The sequence below is a fragment of the Methylobacterium oxalidis genome, from assembly GCF_007992195.1.
Taxonomy (GTDB): domain Bacteria; phylum Pseudomonadota; class Alphaproteobacteria; order Rhizobiales; family Beijerinckiaceae; genus Methylobacterium; species Methylobacterium oxalidis.
This window is the reverse complement of record NZ_BJZU01000082.1, coordinates 1-16,283: the sequence shown is the minus strand read 5'-3', so window position 1 is coordinate 16,283 and position 16,283 is coordinate 1. Positions and strand designations below refer to the sequence as shown.

Annotated in this window: 14 protein-coding genes, 2 tRNA genes and 1 pseudogene; 15 read left to right on the top strand and 2 right to left on the bottom strand. The window is 72.3% G+C overall.

Features of this window, described 5'->3' with window-relative positions; all coding sequences use genetic code 11:
- Positions 1–34: 34 nt before the first annotated feature.
- On the bottom strand, positions 35–1,519 hold the full coding sequence (locus MOX02_RS19265) for a sigma-54-dependent transcriptional regulator (protein WP_147027415.1): 1,485 nt from the start codon (positions 1,517–1,519) through the stop codon (positions 35–37).
- 283 nt (positions 1,520–1,802) lie between these two features.
- Between MOX02_RS19265 and MOX02_RS19260 the strand changes: the two genes are divergently transcribed.
- From MOX02_RS19260 to MOX02_RS19190, 15 genes and pseudogenes are all read left to right on the top strand, one after another.
- On the top strand, positions 1,803–3,683 hold the full coding sequence (locus MOX02_RS19260; RefSeq protein WP_147027414.1) for a M3 family oligoendopeptidase: 1,881 nt from the start codon (positions 1,803–1,805) through the stop codon (positions 3,681–3,683).
- A 55-nt stretch (positions 3,684–3,738) separates the two neighbouring features.
- Positions 3,739–4,119, top strand: a pseudogene (locus MOX02_RS19255) (type II toxin-antitoxin system death-on-curing family toxin).
- 104 nt (positions 4,120–4,223) lie between these two features.
- The gene (locus MOX02_RS19250) at positions 4,224–5,585 is read left to right on the top strand and encodes an ABC1 kinase family protein (RefSeq protein ID WP_147027413.1); all 1,362 of its coding nucleotides are present in this window, start codon (positions 4,224–4,226) and stop codon (positions 5,583–5,585) included.
- A 213-nt stretch (positions 5,586–5,798) separates the two neighbouring features.
- Positions 5,799–6,092, top strand: a complete 294-nt coding sequence (locus tag MOX02_RS19245) for an aa3-type cytochrome c oxidase subunit IV (RefSeq protein WP_147027412.1) — start codon at positions 5,799–5,801, stop codon at positions 6,090–6,092.
- Positions 6,093–6,225: 133 nt separating this feature from the next.
- Positions 6,226–7,368, top strand: a complete 1,143-nt coding sequence (locus MOX02_RS19240) for a Re/Si-specific NAD(P)(+) transhydrogenase subunit alpha (RefSeq protein WP_147027411.1) — start codon at positions 6,226–6,228, stop codon at positions 7,366–7,368.
- Between the two features lie 20 nt (positions 7,369–7,388).
- Positions 7,389–7,838, top strand: a complete 450-nt coding sequence (locus tag MOX02_RS19235; RefSeq protein ID WP_147027410.1) for a proton-translocating transhydrogenase family protein — start codon at positions 7,389–7,391, stop codon at positions 7,836–7,838.
- A 4-nt stretch (positions 7,839–7,842) separates the two neighbouring features.
- Entirely contained in the window at positions 7,843–9,240 is a 1,398-nt protein-coding gene (locus MOX02_RS19230) for an NAD(P)(+) transhydrogenase (Re/Si-specific) subunit beta (RefSeq protein ID WP_147027409.1), read from the top strand.
- 164 nt (positions 9,241–9,404) lie between these two features.
- On the top strand, positions 9,405–10,373 hold the full coding sequence (locus MOX02_RS19225) for an SMP-30/gluconolactonase/LRE family protein (protein ID WP_174804948.1): 969 nt from the start codon (positions 9,405–9,407) through the stop codon (positions 10,371–10,373).
- Positions 10,374–10,398: 25 nt separating this feature from the next.
- Positions 10,399–11,598, top strand: coding sequence for an SMP-30/gluconolactonase/LRE family protein (locus MOX02_RS19220; protein WP_147027408.1), 1,200 nt, complete (start codon positions 10,399–10,401; stop codon positions 11,596–11,598).
- A 99-nt stretch (positions 11,599–11,697) separates the two neighbouring features.
- Positions 11,698–13,491, top strand: coding sequence for a single-stranded-DNA-specific exonuclease RecJ (gene recJ / locus MOX02_RS19215; protein ID WP_147027456.1), 1,794 nt, complete (start codon positions 11,698–11,700; stop codon positions 13,489–13,491).
- Between the two features lie 86 nt (positions 13,492–13,577).
- Positions 13,578–13,661 (top strand) — tRNA-Tyr (locus MOX02_RS19210).
- Positions 13,662–13,786: 125 nt separating this feature from the next.
- Positions 13,787–13,860, top strand: a tRNA-Gly gene (locus MOX02_RS19205).
- Positions 13,861–14,027: 167 nt separating this feature from the next.
- Positions 14,028–14,273, top strand: a complete 246-nt coding sequence (locus MOX02_RS19200; protein WP_147027407.1) for a hypothetical protein — start codon at positions 14,028–14,030, stop codon at positions 14,271–14,273.
- A 58-nt stretch (positions 14,274–14,331) separates the two neighbouring features.
- Entirely contained in the window at positions 14,332–15,099 is a 768-nt protein-coding gene (locus MOX02_RS19195) for a CDP-diacylglycerol diphosphatase (RefSeq protein ID WP_147027406.1), read from the top strand.
- A gap of 63 nt (positions 15,100–15,162) precedes the next feature.
- Positions 15,163–15,573 carry a hypothetical protein gene (locus MOX02_RS19190; RefSeq protein WP_147027405.1) on the top strand — a complete coding sequence of 137 codons (411 nt, stop codon included), beginning with the start codon at positions 15,163–15,165 and terminating at the stop codon, positions 15,571–15,573.
- A gap of 38 nt (positions 15,574–15,611) precedes the next feature.
- Here MOX02_RS19190 and MOX02_RS19185 read toward each other — a convergent pair whose 3' ends face one another.
- Positions 15,612–15,875, bottom strand: coding sequence for a hypothetical protein (locus MOX02_RS19185; protein WP_174804947.1), 264 nt, complete (start codon positions 15,873–15,875; stop codon positions 15,612–15,614).
- Positions 15,876–16,283: the final 408 nt, after the last annotated feature.

Genomic DNA, 16,283 nt, shown 5'->3' with positions numbered 1-16,283 from the left:
GGCCGTGTGCAATCGCACAGGCCGGCGCCGGCCCTCAGGCCGCCGCCTCCTCGGAGCCCTCGTCGAGGCCGAGGTCCTTGAGCTTGCGGTAGAGGGTGGATCGGCCGATTCCGAGGCGGCGCGAGACCTCGGACATCCGGCCGCGGTAGAATTGCAGGGCGAAGCGGATCACCTCGGCCTCCAGCGCCTCCATCGTCTTCATCTCGCCCGTGTCCTCCACGACGAGGGACATGGCGTGGGGGTCGCGCACCTCGACGCGCACGATCTCGCGCACCGGCTCCGGCGCGCCGGTCGGCAGCACGAGCTGGCCGGGGGCGGGCGGGATGCGCACGTCGAACCCTTCGACCTGCGCGGCGATCTGCGGGAACTCGGAGACGGTCAGCTCGTCGCCGTCGGCGAGCACGACGGCCCGGAACAGGGCGTTCTCGAGCTGGCGGACGTTGCCGGGCCAGCCGTAGCGGGTGAGCAGCGCCATCGCCTCGGGCGTCACCGAGCGGACGCGCTTGCCCTCCTCCGCCGCGAAGCGCGCGCAGAAGGAGCGGACGAGGTCCGGAATGTCCTCGCGGCGCGCCCGCAGCGGCGGCAGGGTCATCGGGAAGACGTTGAGGCGGTAGTAGAGGTCCTCGCGGAAGCGGCCCTGCTTCACGAGGTCGAGGAGCGAGCGGTTCGTCGCCGAGACGAGGCGGATGTCGACGCGCACGCTGCGCTTGCCGCCGACGGGATCGACCTCGCCCTCCTGAAGGGCGCGCAGGAGCTTCACCTGCGCGTCGAGGGGCAGTTCGCCGATCTCGTCGAGGAAGAGCGTGCCGCCGGACGCCTCGACGAACTTGCCGACATGCCGCTCGGTCGCGCCCGTGAACGCCCCTTTCTCGTGGCCGAACAGGGTCGATTCCACGAGGTTCTCAGGGATCGCGCCGCAATTGACGGTGACGAAGGGCTTGCCGCGGCGCTCGCCCGAGCCCTGGATCGCGCGGGCCAGCACCTCCTTGCCGACGCCCGATTCGCCCTCGATCAGGACCGGGATGTTCGACTTGGCGGCCCGCTCGGCAAGCCGGATCACCCGGTCCATGTCCGGGCTCTTCGAGGCGAGGTCCTTGAAGGTGAGGGCACCGGAGGCCCGGCGGCGCATGCGCCGCACCTCCTCCTCGAGCTGGTCCACCTTGAGGGCGTTGCGGATCGAGACCTGCAGGCGCTCGGCGCCCGCGGGCTTGACCACGAAGTCTACGGCCCCCGCCCGCATGGCGTTGACCACGGCGTCGATCGATCCGTTCGAGGTCTGGACGATGACGGGGGTATCGATGCCGCTCTTGCGCATCTCGGCGAGGACGCCGAGCCCGTCGAGGCCCGGCATCACGAGGTCGAGGAGCACCACGTCGATCTCGCCGCCCGCCCGCAGCCGGGCGAGCGCGTCGGCCCCGTTCTCGGCGATCAGCGCCTCGAATCCGAAGCGCCGCACGGTCGCCTCCGCGAGGCGGCGCTGCACGGGATCGTCGTCGACGATGAGGATCGTTGTCGACATGCGGGCTCCCATCCGTGGCTGCGGCGTGCCGGCGCGGGGCGCGGGGAGTTCGGACCCCGCGCCGGCAGATCCGGCCCCGTGTTTCGTTTCGAGCCGCAGGGTCACCCAAAGGCGTAAAGTCCCGCTTAACGACGTTGCAGGATTTCGCCGTGCGCGCCGCCGGGCCCGCGTGCGACGCCGTGACAGACGCGGCCGTCGCGCGGAGATCGGTTGATCGCGAGCGGTTTGCGCTCGATATCAGGGCGGGCGGGGCCGTTTCCCCGCAGGAAGGAACCGAGGATCCATGTCGAGCCGAGCCGTCGCGCCAGCCCCGATGCCCGAACCGTCGCGCAACGCGGACGGGACGCAGGCGGCCCGGGCCGCCGCCCGCGCGCTCGATCTCGGGGCCCTGCCCGAATGGGACCTCTCCGACCTCTACTCGGGCATCGACGCGCCCGATTTCCGCGACGACCTCGCCCGCGCCGAGGCCGATTGCCGGGCCTTCGCCGAGCGTTACGCCGGCCGCGTCGCGGAGCTCGCGGCGGGACCGGACGCCTCGGCCCGGCTCGGCGAGGCGGTGCGGGCCTACGAGGCGATCGAGGAGCTTCTCGGCAAGCTGATGTCCTACGCGGGCCTCGTCTACTCGGGCGACACCACCGACGAGCGGCGCGCCAAGTTCTACGGCGACACCCGCGAGCGCCTGACGAACGCCTCGGGCGACCTCCTGTTCTTCGCGCTCGAGCTGAACCGGGTGGACGACGCGGTGATGGACGCCGCCATGGCGCAGGGCCCGCTCGCCCGCTACGCGCCCTGGATCGAGGATCTGCGCCGGGAGAAGCCCTTCCAGCTCGAGGACCGCATCGAGAAGCTCTTCCTCGAGAAGTCCGTCACCTCGAACGCCGCCTGGGACCGGCTCTTCAACGAGACCATCGCCTCCCTGCGCTTCCCCGTGCGCGGCGAGCAGCTCACCCTGGAGCCGACGCTCAACAAGCTGCAGGACCCGGACGGGGCGGTGCGCAAGGAGGCAGCGGGCGCGCTGAGCGAGGTGTTCCGCGCGAACCTGCGCGTCTTCACGCTGATCACCAACACGCTCGCCAAGGACAAGGAGATCTCCGACCGCTGGCGCGGCTTCAAGGACGTGGCCGACGCGCGCCACCTCGCCAACCGGGTCGAGCCGGAGGTGGTGGCGGCCCTCGTCGAGGCGGTGCGCGCGGCCTACCCGCGCCTGTCGCATCGCTACTATCGGCTCAAGGCCCGCTGGTTCGGCACCGAGGCGCTGCCCTACTGGGACCGGAATGCGCCGCTGCCGAAGGTCGAGCAGCGCACGATCCCCTGGAGCGAGGCGCGCGACACCGTGCTCGACGCCTACGACGCGTTCTCGCCCCGGATGGCCGGGATCGCCCGGGACTTCTTCGACCGCCGCTGGATCGACGCGCCGACCCGGCCCGGCAAGGCGCCCGGCGCCTTCGCGCACCCCACCGTGCCCTCCGTGCACCCCTACGTGCTCGTCAACTACCAGGGCAAGCCGCGGGACGTGATGACGCTCGCGCACGAACTCGGCCACGGGGTGCACCAGGTGCTCGCCGGCCCGAACGGGGCGCTCATGGCGCCGACGCCCCTGACGCTCGCCGAGACCGCCAGCGTGTTCGGCGAGATGCTGACCTTCCGGCGCCTGCTGGCCGGGACGACCGACACGGTGCAGCGCCGCGCCATGCTGGCCGCCAAGGTCGAGGACATGATCAACACGGTGGTGCGCCAGATCGCGTTCTACTCGTTCGAGCGGAAGGTGCACCTCGCCCGGCAGGAGGGCGAGCTGACGGCCGAGCAGATCAACGCGCTCTGGATCTCGGTGCAGGCCGAATCGCTGGGGCCGGCGATCACGCTCGACGCGGGCTACGAGCCCTTCTGGGCCTACATCCCGCACTTCATCCACTCGCCCTTCTACGTCTACGCCTACGCCTTCGGCGACTGCCTCGTGAACTCGCTCTACGGCGTCTACGCGAAGGCGGAGGAAGGCTTCGTGGACCGCTACTTCGCGCTGCTCTCGGCGGGCGGCTCGAAGCCCTACGGCGAGCTCCTGAAGCCGTTCGGGCTCGATGCCGGCGATCCCTCCTTCTGGCAGATCGGCCTCGGCATGATCGAGGGCATGATCGCGGAGCTCGAGGCGATTGAGGGGGACGGCTGAGGCCGGCCTCGGCCGCTCTCGCGTTGGCGCTGACCGCCGAGAAGGCGATGAAGATATACCGGAACGCCCTGTCCGAACTCGCCAAACGAGCGAGGTCGTCTGGCTGACGAGCGATCCGGTTCAGGCGATTCACGCGCATCAACTCAAATTGTTCGGCGGCCCGCCGGGCCTCCGCGATGTAGGCGCTCTCGAATCGGCTCTCGGCCGCCCGGTCAATCGCGCGGCCTAGGCCTTCGAGATCGCCAAAAAGCATCCATTCGTCGACGGCAACAAGCGGGCAGCCCTTCTCGCGCTGGTGACCTTTCTCGGTTTCAACGACGTAGACTTCGTCGCGGATGAAGCTGAGGCGGTAGTCATGATCCGGGGTCTCGCCGCGGGCGAGGCCGACGAATCCGGCCTCACCCGCTGGATCCGGGACAACTGGCCGGCGGCCTGAGGCGGGCCGGGAAGGCCGCGGCGCGCCGCCCCACCGCCCTGGCAGCGGGTGCGGATCGGCTTATCTCCCGGTCTGATCCCCCGACGACCGTTCAGAAGAGCCCGATGGCCGAGACCGACCGTGAAGCCAACCGCTTCTCCGCCCGCGCGAGCCGCTACGCCCGCGTCGGCGCCAACGTGGGCGGCGTCGCCGCGCGCATGGCGGGCGCACGCCTGTTCGGCAGGGAGGGGACCACGAACGCCGCGGCCCTCGCCCAGGCCCTCGGTGGCCTGAAGGGACCCATCATGAAGGTGGCGCAGCTCCTGGCCACGGTGCCGGACCTCCTGCCACCCGAGTACGCGGCCGAGCTGCAGAAGCTGCAGGCCGACGCGCCGCCGATGGGCGCCGCCTTCGTCAAGCGCCGGATGATGGCCGAGCTCGGCCCCGACTGGCAGGGCCGGTTCGGCAGCTTCGACCTGAAGCCCGCCGCCGCCGCCTCCCTCGGGCAGGTGCACCGGGCGACCTCGAAGGACGGCGCCGCGCTCGCCTGCAAGCTCCAGTACCCGGATATGCAATCTGCAGTTGAAGCCGACCTCAAGCAGCTCGAAGTCGCCTTCGCGCTCCACCGGCGCATGAACTCCTGGCTCGATACCCGCGAGATCGCCAAGGAGATCGGTGCCCGGGTGCGCGAGGAGCTGGACTACGCCCGCGAGGCCCGGCACGCCGTCCTCTACGGCGGCGTCCTGCGGGACATCGACGCCGTGCGCGTGCCGGCGGTCCACACGGACCTCTCGACGCGCCGCCTCCTCACCCTCGGCTGGCTCGACGGCGAGCGGATCCTCAACTTCGCCGACAGCCCGGTCGAGATCCGCAACCGCATCGCGCAGGCGATGTTCAAGGCGTGGTGGCACCCGTTCAGCCGCGCCGCCGTGATCCACGGCGACCCGCATCTCGGCAATTACACCGTGTTCTCGGAGGGGGGCGAGGCGCAGGGCATCAACCTTCTCGACTACGGCTGCGTGCGCATCTTCCACCCGCGCTTCGTCGGCGGCGTGGTCGATCTCTACCGGGGCCTGCTCACCGGCGACGAGCCGCGCATCGTCCACGCCTACGAGGTCTGGGGCTTCAAGAACCTCAACCGAGAGTTGATCGACATCCTCAATATATGGGCGCGCTTCATCTACGGCCCACTTCTGGAGGACCGCACCCGCACCGTAGCGGACGGGGTCAAGCCCGGCGAGTACGGGCGCCGCCAGGCCTTCGAGGTGCATCAGGCCCTGAAGGAGCGCGGGCCCGTGACGGTGCCGCAGGAATTCGTCTTCATGGACCGTGCCGCGGTGGGTCTCGGGGCCGTGTTCCTGCACCTGCGCTCGGAGCTGAACTACCACCGCCTGTTCGAGGCGGAGATCGAGCACTTCTCGCTCGATGCCCTCGCCGGACGGCAGGGGGAGGCGCTCGCCGCCGCGGGCCTGCCGAAGCCCGACTGAGGCTCGGGCGGGGCTCGCGCGGAGAGCCGCCCGCACCGCTGGTCCCGGACATTTTCCACGCCCGAAGGCGCGGACGGGACTGGACATTTTCCCTGGTATACCAGAAACTGCGCCGCAGAGATGAGGCAGCGGCGCATGCCGATTGCGGCACGTTTGACCTTGCGCTAAATCCGCTCGGGACCAAAGCAAGACACGTCAAGGGACGAGCGCACGATGGCCGATACGAAGACTTTGTCCGGGGTTCGGTACAGCCCCGCGATGGATGAGAAGACGCACGAGCAGACGTATCGGGGATTCGTTCGGTTCGTTGAGATCGCCACCGGCGTCGTGATCTGCTGGGTACTGGCGCTCGCCGTCGGCGGCATCCGCGAGGCGTGGATGACGGCGATCCTCGGCGTGGTCCTGTCGAGCGTGGCCGGCGCGGTCGGCGCCCTGGCGCCGAGCATCGGCTGGAAGGCCCCCTTCGTGGTCGGCGCCCTGCTCGCCCTGTACCTCGCCTTCGCCTGAGGACGTTTCAGGCGCTGCAGGTCAGGCCGACGGTTACACTATTCGCATTGTCATCAGACTAACCGGGTCACCCGCCTCGTCTCGCGGCGACGAATCGCGCATCGAGAGGCGGTCAATCGAAGGGAATTCTTGAATGCGCATCGCTGTGCTGTCGGAGGCGGATCCCGCGGAACCGCGCGTCGCGGCGGTGCCCGAGACGGTGAAGAAGTTCGTCGGCCTCGGCGCCGAGGTCGTCGTCCAGGCGGGCGCCGGCCTCAAGGCCGGCGTTCCGGACGCCGAGTACGAGGCGGCCGGCGCCACCGTGGCGCAGGGCGCCGAGGAGACCGCGCGGGACGCCGACCTCGTCCTGAAGGTCCGCCGCCCCGCCGCCGAGGAGCTGCCGCTCCTCAAGAAGGGCGCCGCCGTGGTCGCCATCATGGACCCCTACGGCCGCGAGGCCGAGCTGAAGGCCATGGCCGACGCCGGCGTGACCGGCTTCGCCATGGAGCTGATGCCCCGCATCACCCGCGCGCAGGTGATGGACGTGCTCTCCTCCCAGGCGAACCTCGCCGGCTACCGCGCGGTGGTCGACGGCGCCGCCGAGTACGGCCGCTCCATGCCGATGATGATGACGGCCGCGGGCACCGTGCCGGCCGCACGCGTCTTCGTGATGGGCGTGGGCGTGGCGGGCCTTCAGGCCATCGCCACCGCCCGCCGCCTCGGCGCGGTCGTGACGGCGACCGACGTGCGGCCCGCCACCAAGGAGCAGGTCGAGTCCCTCGGCGCCAAGTTCGTGGCGGTGGAGGACGAGGAGTTCAAGCAGGCCGAGACCGCGGGCGGCTACGCCAAGGAGATGTCGGCCGAGTACCAGCAGAAGCAGGCCGAGTTGGTCAAGGGCCACATCGCCAAGCAGGACATCGTGATCACCACGGCCCTCATCCCGGGCCGCCCGGCGCCGAAGCTCGTCTCCGAGGAGATGGTGGCCTCGATGAAGCCGGGCTCCGTCCTCGTCGACCTCGCGGTGGAGCGCGGGGGCAACGTGGCGGGCGCCAAGGCGGGCGAGATCGTCACCACCGAGAAGGGCGTGAAGATCGTCGGCCACACCAACGTGGCGGGGCGCCTCGCCGCCACCGCGTCGAGCCTCTACGCGCGCAACCTCTTCGCCTTCGTCGAGACCCTGATCGACAAGGAGGCGAAGGCGCTCGCGATCAAGTGGGACGACGAGCTCGTCAAGGCGACGAACCTCACCCGCGACGGCGAGGTGGTGCACGCCTCCTTCCAGCCCAAAGCAGCCTGATCCCGCCGGAGACACTCCCGATGGCCAACCTTCCCCCCGACCAGGCGGTCGATCAGACCCGCGTGCTCGCGGACACCGCGCGCGCCGCCGCCGAGGCCGCCCGCCGCGCCGCCGACCAGGCCGCCTCCATCGCCGACGGCCTCGGCCACGGCGCCGCCGCCATGACCCACGGCGCGGTGGACCCCACCGTGTTCCGCCTCGCCATCTTCGTGCTCGCGATCTTCGTGGGCTACTACGTGGTCTGGTCCGTCACCCCGGCTCTGCACACGCCGCTGATGTCGGTCACCAACGCGATCTCCTCCGTGATCATCGTCGGCGCGATCCTCGCCGCCGGCGTGCCGCTGATCGAGCACGGCACAGGCTGGGCCCGGTTCTTCGGGTTCTTCGCCATCATCCTGGCCAGCGTGAACATCTTCGGCGGCTTCCTCGTCACCCAGCGCATGCTCGGCATGTACAAGAAGAAGGCCTGAGGCGATGTCCGAGAACGTCTCATCCCTTCTGTACATCGTCTCCGGCGTCCTGTTCATCATGGCGCTGCGGGGCCTCTCGCACCCGACCACCTCCCGCCAGGGCAACCTGTACGGCATGGTCGGCATGGCGCTCGCCATCCTCACCACCCTGGTCGGCCATCCGCCGGCGGGCTTCGGCGCCTGGATCCTCGTGCTCCTCGGCCTCGGCATCGGCGGCGGCGCGGGCGCGGTGATCGCCAAGCGCGTGCCGATGACGGCGATGCCGCAGCTCGTCGCCGCCTTCCACTCGCTGGTCGGCCTTGCGGCGGTGTTCGTGGCGGCCGGCGCCCTCTACGCGCCCCAGGCCTTCGGCATCGTCGAGGGCGGCCACATCCACGGCCAGTCCCTGTTCGAGATGGGCCTGGGCGTGGCCATCGGCGCCATCACCTTCACGGGCTCGGTCATCGCCTTCGCCAAGCTCGACGGGCGGATGTCCGGCAAGCCGATCATCCTGCCCCAGCGCCACGCCATCAACATCGCGCTCGCCATCGCCCTCGTGGCGCTGCTCGCCGTGTTCATCGGCACCGGCAGCAAGGCGGTGTTCTGGCTGATCGTGATCCTGTCGCTGGTGCTCGGCGGCCTGATCATCATCCCGATCGGCGGCGCCGACATGCCCGTCGTCGTCTCGATGCTGAACTCCTACTCGGGCTGGGCGGCGGCCGGCATCGGCTTCACGCTGGGCAACCTCGCGCTCATCATCACGGGCTCGCTCGTCGGCTCCTCGGGCGCAATCCTGTCCTACATCATGTGCCACGCGATGAACCGCTCGTTCATCTCGGTCATCCTCGGCGGCTTCGGCGGCGACACCGTCGCGGCCGGCGGGGGCCAGGTCGAGACGCGCCCCGTCAAGCAGGGCTCGGCCGACGACGCGGCCTACATCATGAAGAACGCCGAGAAGGTGATCATCGTCCCCGGCTACGGCATGGCGGTCGCTCAGGCGCAGCACTCGCTCCGCGAGATGGCCGACCTGCTCAAGAAGGAGGGCGTCGACGTCAAGTACGCCATCCACCCGGTGGCGGGCCGCATGCCGGGCCACATGAACGTCCTGCTCGCCGAGGCGAACGTGCCCTACGACGAGGTGTTCGAGCTCGAGGACATCAACGGCGAGTTCCCGCAGGCGGACGTGGCCTTCGTGATCGGCGCCAACGACGTCACGAACCCGGCCGCCAAGACCGACAAGACCTCGCCGATCTACGGCATGCCGATCCTCGACGTGGAGCGCGCCAAGACCGTGCTGTTCATCAAGCGCGGCATGGGCTCGGGCTACGCGGGCGTCGAGAACGAAGTCTTCTTCCGCGACAACACCATGATGCTGTTCGGCGACGCCAAGAAGGTGGTCGACTCGATCCTGAAGAACCTCTGACCGTCCGCTCAGGGCGGGAGGCTCCGGCGGGGCGAGCGCGGACAGCGCCCGCCCCGTCCGCGTTTCGGGGGAGCCTCGCCCCGGAGCGTCGGAGGATCATCGCGCGCCGGGCCGCGTTGGCAGGAACGATCCCTTCGCGGGGACGAACCTTCCGCGGAAGCCCGATGCCCTCCTTCAGACGACGGGACGTCCTCGCCGCCGGCGCCCTGGCCCTCGCGATGCCGAGGGAGGCCGCGGCCGCCCCGGCGGTGCGCGGCCTCGACCCGCGCTTCGCCGACGTGATCGACCCGGCGGCCCGGCCCGAGACGATCTATTCGGGCGGGCGCTGGTGCGAGGGCCTGTGCCCGGCGCCGCAGCTCGGCGGCCTCGTCTTCAGCGACGTGAAGGCGAACCGCATCAGCGTGCTCGGGCCGGACGGCCGGGCGCGGACCTTCCGCGACCCCTCGAACAACGCCAACGGCAACGCGCTCGACGGCGCGGGGTGCCTCGTCACCTGCGAGCACCGGGGCCGGCGGGTCGTGCGCCGGGAGCCGGACGGCGGACTGACCGTGCTGGCCGACAGCTTCGCGGGCCGGCCGCTCAACGCACCGAACGACGCCGTGCTGGGGCCGGACGGCGCGATCTGGTTCACCGACCCGGTCTTCGGCATCCGCCAGCCCGACGAGGGCGTGATGGCCGAGCCCGCGCAGGGCGCGCGGCGGGTCTACCGCGTGAGCGAGCCCGGCCGCGTCGAGGCGATGACGGACGCGGCCGACCAGCCGAACGGCCTCGCCTTCGCGCCGGACGGGCGCACCTTCTATCTCAGCGACGCGGGCGCCGCGCTCCAGCCGGAGGGCGCCCGCGCGATCCTCGCCCTCCCGGTCGGGCCCGATCACCGGCTCGGGCCCCCGCGCCGCTTCGCCGAGCTCGATTCCGGCGCGCCGGACGGGCTCGCCGTCGACCGGGCCGGCCGCCTCTACGCCGCCTGCGAGGACGGCGTGCGCGTGTTCGACCCGGACGGCACCTGGCTCGGGCGCATCGCCACGCCGCGCGCCGCCGCCAACGTCGCCTTCGGCGGCCCGGAAGGACGGCGCCTGTTCGTCTCGGCGGGGGGATCCATCCACGCCCTCGACCTACGGGTCGCAGGCCGCTGACGCACGAAAATCCGGAGGAGACCGCATGGCGCTCGACCGCCGCCACCTGATCGCGCATGGCCTGACGGCCGCCGCCGCCCTCGGCCTGACGCGCCACGCCGAGGCGGCGCCGACGGCCGAAGCCACGCCGCCCGCCGGGGCGCGGAGCGCGACGAGCCGGCCGGCCGGCCCGATGGAGCTGGCGCTCCTCGCGAACGCCCCCTCGACGCCGACCGGGCTCGCCATCTCGCGCACGGGCCGCGTCTTCGTGATGATGCCCCGCTTCGACGCGACGGTGCCGATCACGGTCGGCGAGGTGGCGCCGGACGGCACGGTGCGGCCCTACCCGAGCGAGGCGATGAACCGGCCGGACCCGAAGAGCCCGCAGGCGAGCCTCCTGCACGTACCGAACGGCGTCATCGACCGCGACGACACCCTCTGGCTCCTCGACGCCGGCCTGCCGGAGGGCAAGGGGCCGCCCGTGCCCGGCGGCGCGAAGCTCGTCCAGGTCGACCTCGCCGAGAACCGGATCCGCCGGGTGGTGCCTCTCGAGGCGGGCGTCACGCCCTCCTCCTCGCTCAACGACCTGCGGGTCGACATCCGCGAGGGCCGGGCGCTGGCCTACGTCACCGACCAGGGCCAGGGCGAGGAGGGGGCGATCCTCGCGGTCGACCTGGACAGCGGCCGGGTGGTCCGGCGCCTGCAGGGCCACGCCAGCACGAAGTCGCAGAAGAATCTCGTCAAGTTCGTCGAGCATCGCCCCGTCGTGCTGCGCCTTGAGGGCGGCCCGGAGAAGCCCGTGCAGGGCGGCGCCAACGGCATCGCCCTCAGCCCGGACGGGCGGCGGCTCTACTACGCGCCGCTGATCGGGCGGCGCCTCTACGCGGTCGACACGGCCTCCCTGCTCGATCCGGACGCCACGGACGCCGAGGTGGCGGCCGGCGTCGAGGACCTCGGCGAGAAGGGCATGACCGGCGGCCTCACCACCGATTCGCAGGACCGCGTCTACCTCACCCTGCAGGAGCAGAACGCGGTCGGCCGCCGCCATCCGGACGGGCGGATCGAGGTGATCGCCTCGGATGAGCGCCTGATCTGGGCCGACACGTTCTGGATCACGCCGGACCGCTGGCTCTACGTCTCGGCCGCGCAGGTGAACCGGCGCCCGGAATACAACGGAGGCCGCGACCTGCAGCAGCCGCCCTACGCGATCCTGCGGGTGCGCATTGACGCCGATCCGGCAGGGTAGGGGACGGGCACGCATTCGGGGAGCGCCCTGTCGCATCGGTGCGGCAGCATCGGGCGCCGGTTGCGGTTATGATCCCGCCCCGTGTCCGCCGCCATCGCCATGCCCGAACCGCGCGCCCTCCTCGACGTCACCGCCTCGCTCCTCGGGCGGGTCTGGCGAGAGCGCTGCGGCGCGGCCGCCGCGCAGGGGCACGCCCTCACCATGACCCAGGCGCACGGCCTGCCGGACCTGCTCGCCCGCGTGCTCGCGGGCCGCGGGGTGCTGCCGGGGGAGGCCGAGGGCTACCTGAAGCCCCGCCTGCGGGACCTGATGCCCGACCCCGACTGCCTGCTCGACATGGAGGCGGCGGCGGAGCGCCTCGCCCGCGCCGTGCGCCTCGGCGAGACCGTGGCGATCTTCGGCGACTACGACGTGGACGGGGCCGCGAGCGCCGCCCTGCTCGCCGGCCACCTGCGCGCCCTCGGCGTGCCGACCCGCATCCACATCCCGGACCGCATCACGGAGGGCTACGGCCCGAACGCCGAGGCGGTGCGGGCGCTCGCCGCGGACGGCGCCACCCTCCTCGTCACGGTCGATTGCGGCACGAGCGGGCACGATCCCCTGGAGGTGGCGCGGGAGATCGGCCTCGACGTGATCGTGCTCGACCACCACGCCGCCGCCGAGACGCTGCCGCCGGCCCGCGCCGTGGTGAACCCGAACCGCCTCGACGACCTTTCGGGCCTCGGCCATCTCTGCGCGGCGGGGATCGTCTTCCTCACGCTGGTGGCCCTGAACCGGGCCCTGCGGCGGGAGGGCTTCTTCCAGGGGCGGCCGGAGCCGAGCCTCGCCGACGCCCTCGACCTCGTGGCCCTCGCCACGGTCGCCGACGTGGTGCCCCTCGTCGGCCTCAACCGCGCCTTCGTGGTGCAGGGCCTCACGGTGATGCGCGGGCGCGGGCGCCGCGGCCTCGCCGCCCTGTGCGACGCCGCCTCCCTCGACGAGCCGCCGCAGGCCTGGCACCTCGGCTACCTGATCGGGCCGAGGATCAACGCGGGCGGGCGGATCGGCGACGCCTCGCTCGGGGCGAAGCTCCTCGGCACGCAGGACCCCGCGGAGGCCGCCCGCATCGCGGCCGAGCTCGACCGTCTGAACCGCGAGCGGCAGGTGATCGAGGCCGAGGCGGTGGCGGCGGCCGAGGCCGAGATGGACCGGGAGCTCGGCCTCGATCCGGACCGAACGGTTCTGGTCGCGGGCTCGCCCGAGTGGCACCCGGGCGTCGTCGGGCTGATCGCGGCGCGCCTCAAGGAACGCTTCGGCCGCCCCGCCTTCGCCTTCGCGCTCCGCCCGGACGGCACCGCGGTGGGGTCCGGCCGCTCGATCCCCGGCGTCGATCTCGGGCAAGCCGTCCGCCACGGCGTCGCGGCCGGCCTCGCCCGGAAGGGCGGCGGCCACGCCATGGCGGCGGGCGCCACCATCGCGGCGGCCGACCTCGCCCGCTTCCAGGCGCATCTCGCCGAGGCGCTCGGCGCACCCGTGCGGAGCGCCCGCGCGGCGGAGGCGCTCCTCCTCGACGGTACGCTCAGCGCGGGCGGCGCCACCGCCGAGACCGTACGGCTGATCGCGCAGGCCGGCCCCTTCGGCTCCGGCGCGCCGGAGCCCGTCTTCGCCCTGCCGCGCCATCGGATCGTCGATGCCGGCCTCGTCGGCAACGGGCACGTGCGCGCGCGCCTGCGCAGCCGCGACGGGCAGGCCATCGGCGCCATCTCGTTCCGCGCAGCGCAGGGACCGCTCGGGCAGGCCCTCCTCAACGGCGTCGGGCGCGAGTTCCACGTGGCCGGGACACTCGCCTGCGACCGCTGGCGCGGCGCCGAGCGGACGCAGGTGCGGATCTGCGATCTCGCCCCGTGCGGTTGAGGACCGGCGCGCGGACCGCAAGCCGGTTGACACCCGCCGGAGCCCTCATCATAAGGGCCGCACGCGGCCTTCAGGGCCCGCAGTTTGGGGGAATGTCCCGAGCGGCAAAGGGGGCGGACTGTAAATCCGCTGCGTAAGCTTCGTAGGTTCGAGTCCTACTTCCCCCACCAAGCACTTCCCATCGCCTCGTCCCATCACAACTGCGCAGGCGAGCCCGCGCGGGTGAAGCGATCGGTCGCGAACGAGGGCGGGCCGCCTTCTCAAGGCCGGACGGCCGTGCTATCCGGCCCCTCGCGCGGGTGTAGCTCAATGGTAGAGCAGCAGCCTTCCAAGCTGAATACGAGGGTTCGATTCCCTTCACCCGCTCCAATCCTCCCGGTCGTCCAGCGCCGCTGACCGAGCCGCTTCGGGGCTGAGCCCGGATCGGCCTCCGCATCACAATCTGTTGGCAACCGCGTGCCGCCCGGTCCCTGTGTCCGGCCGGCTGCATCGGCGAGCGGCGCCGAGGGGTAGGTTGGGTCGACAGGATCTCAGCCGTGCCCAGCATCTCGACCCTCCTCTCCACCGCCTGCATGTCCGCCCTCGTCATCGGCGGCCTCACGCTCCTGGTCGACACCTCGACCCGGGCCCAGCTCGACCGCGCCCTGCGCAGCGCGCGGCTCGAATCCCCGACCTCGCCCCACCGCGCGGCGCCCCCGCCCCGGCAGGCCGTCGCCGGGCCGCTCGACCGGCAGCGGCTGCAGGCGACCGTCCTGATGGTCAGCCAACCCGGTGACGAGTGAGGCGCCCGCGCGCCCCGATCCGGGCCGGGGCCACCCGGACGCCCGGCCGCGGAGCCCGATGAGGAGGCTCCGCCTCGCCTGCGCCCTGGCGCTCGGCGCAGCGCTGTGTGCAAGGCCGGCGCACGCGGTCCCGGACCCGTCCCGCGGCATCCTCTGGACGGCCCTGCAGGGCTGCATCCTCGCGAAGCGGACCCTCGGGCAGACCTTCCCGTGCCTCGCCGTCGACCTCGGCAATGCGGGGCGGCCCGGCACGGCCGTGCTGCGGGCGCCGGGGCAGCCGACCCACACCGTCGTCATGCCGACCGCCGACGTGGTCGGCCTCGAAGCGCCCGTGCTGCAGCAGGCCGACGGCGCCGCCTACTGGCGCGCCGCCCTCGCGGCGCGACGCTCCGTGATCGAGGCGCTCGGGAGCCGCTTGCCGATCGAGGGGGTGGGGCTCGCCGTGAACTCGGCTGGCGGCCGCAGCCAGGACCAGCTGCACATCCATCTCGACTGCCTCAAGCCGGGCGTGCGCGCCGTCCTGCAGCGCTACGGCGCCGGCGTGACCGCCCGCTGGGCGCCCCTGCCGGTCGCGCTCCAGGGCAGCCGCTTCCTCGCGATGCGCGTCCCCGCGGCCGAGGCGGCCGAGTTCAACCCCTTCGCGGCCCTGACGCGCCTGCCGGGACATCGGACGAACCTGCGTGCCACCAGCCTCGCGGCGGTCGCGACGTCGCCGCAGGACCCCGAACCGGGCTTCTACGTGCTGGCCAACCGGTCCCCGGGCAGCCACGCCGAGAAGCTGCTCGATCATAGCTGCGCGGCCGCCGCACGGGCGGCCCCGCGCTGAGGATCCGGGGAACATCCGCGGCGATCCGCCGTCGTCTGGCAGACGCGTCGGGAGGCGCAAGCGATGCAGCACACCATCCGCGCGGGCGCGCTGGCGGCCGCCCTTCTCGCCGCGCAGCCCGCGCTGGCCGAGCCCGGCCCCGGCGGGGACGACCGCTCGCTGAAGGCCGCGGCGGGCCAGGAGGTGCAGCTCGGCGTCTACGCCAACGTCAACGCGGAATGCTCGGGCCTGCCCGCACCGGACCTGCGGATCGCGACGCCCCCGTCGCGCGGGACGCTCACCGTGAGGCTCGTCGCGCTCAACCTGAAAGCCGAGTCCAGGACCTGCCCGGACCGGAAGCTTCCGGCCCTGGGGCTGTTCTACCGGGCGGGGCCGGACTGGGGCGTGACCGACACGGTCCGCGTCGAGGCGGTCGCCGGCTCCTCGGCCAAGGGGCAGACCTTCACCATCGCGGTGACGCAGCACATGGAGTAGGGCGCGGGAAGTCGGCCGCGCAGGCTTGCCGGCCCGGATCAGGCCGCGAGCTCGGCCAGGGCCGTCGGCTCGGGCCGCGCCGTTTCGGCGGCCTCGCGCTCCATGAGGATGCGCGCGTGGGCGAGGACGCGGCGGGCGGCCGCCCGGGCGTTGAAGGCTCTCAGCTCCGGCATCGGCGCACCGTCGCGGAGCGCCACGCGGGCGAGCGCCCGGAGCCGGTTCGCGTCGGCGACGGCGCGGGCGCGGACCAGCGCGGCCGGAAGAGTCTCGATCTGGGACGACGGGGGGAGGGGGGCGGGCATGGCCACTGTCGGCACTCCTGCTCGGGCGCCCGCCTGCCGCTCCATTCCGGCACGGTGGCTGCCCAGCTGACCCCGTCTCCGCAACCGGCGGGCCAAGCCCGCCTCGGGGGCGCCCTGAACGAGAACCGGCCGGCACGGCGGGCGAGCAAAGCTCCCTCTCCCACCATGCCGACCGGTTCCAAGGCCAGGAGCGCTGGCCCGACGTGAACCTACCTGTGGAGGCCGGCGCCTTCCGTGCGCGATGTCACATCCGGCCCGGCCCGATCGTCGCCGCGCCTCAGTCGGCGCCGAAACCGCCCGCGATGACGCGCTCGTCGAGCTTGCGGTCGACGGTCTGCACGGTCTTGTCGATCTCGGGATCGGCCGCGCCGAGCTGGTGGGAGATCAGCTTGACCAGGAGGTCGACGC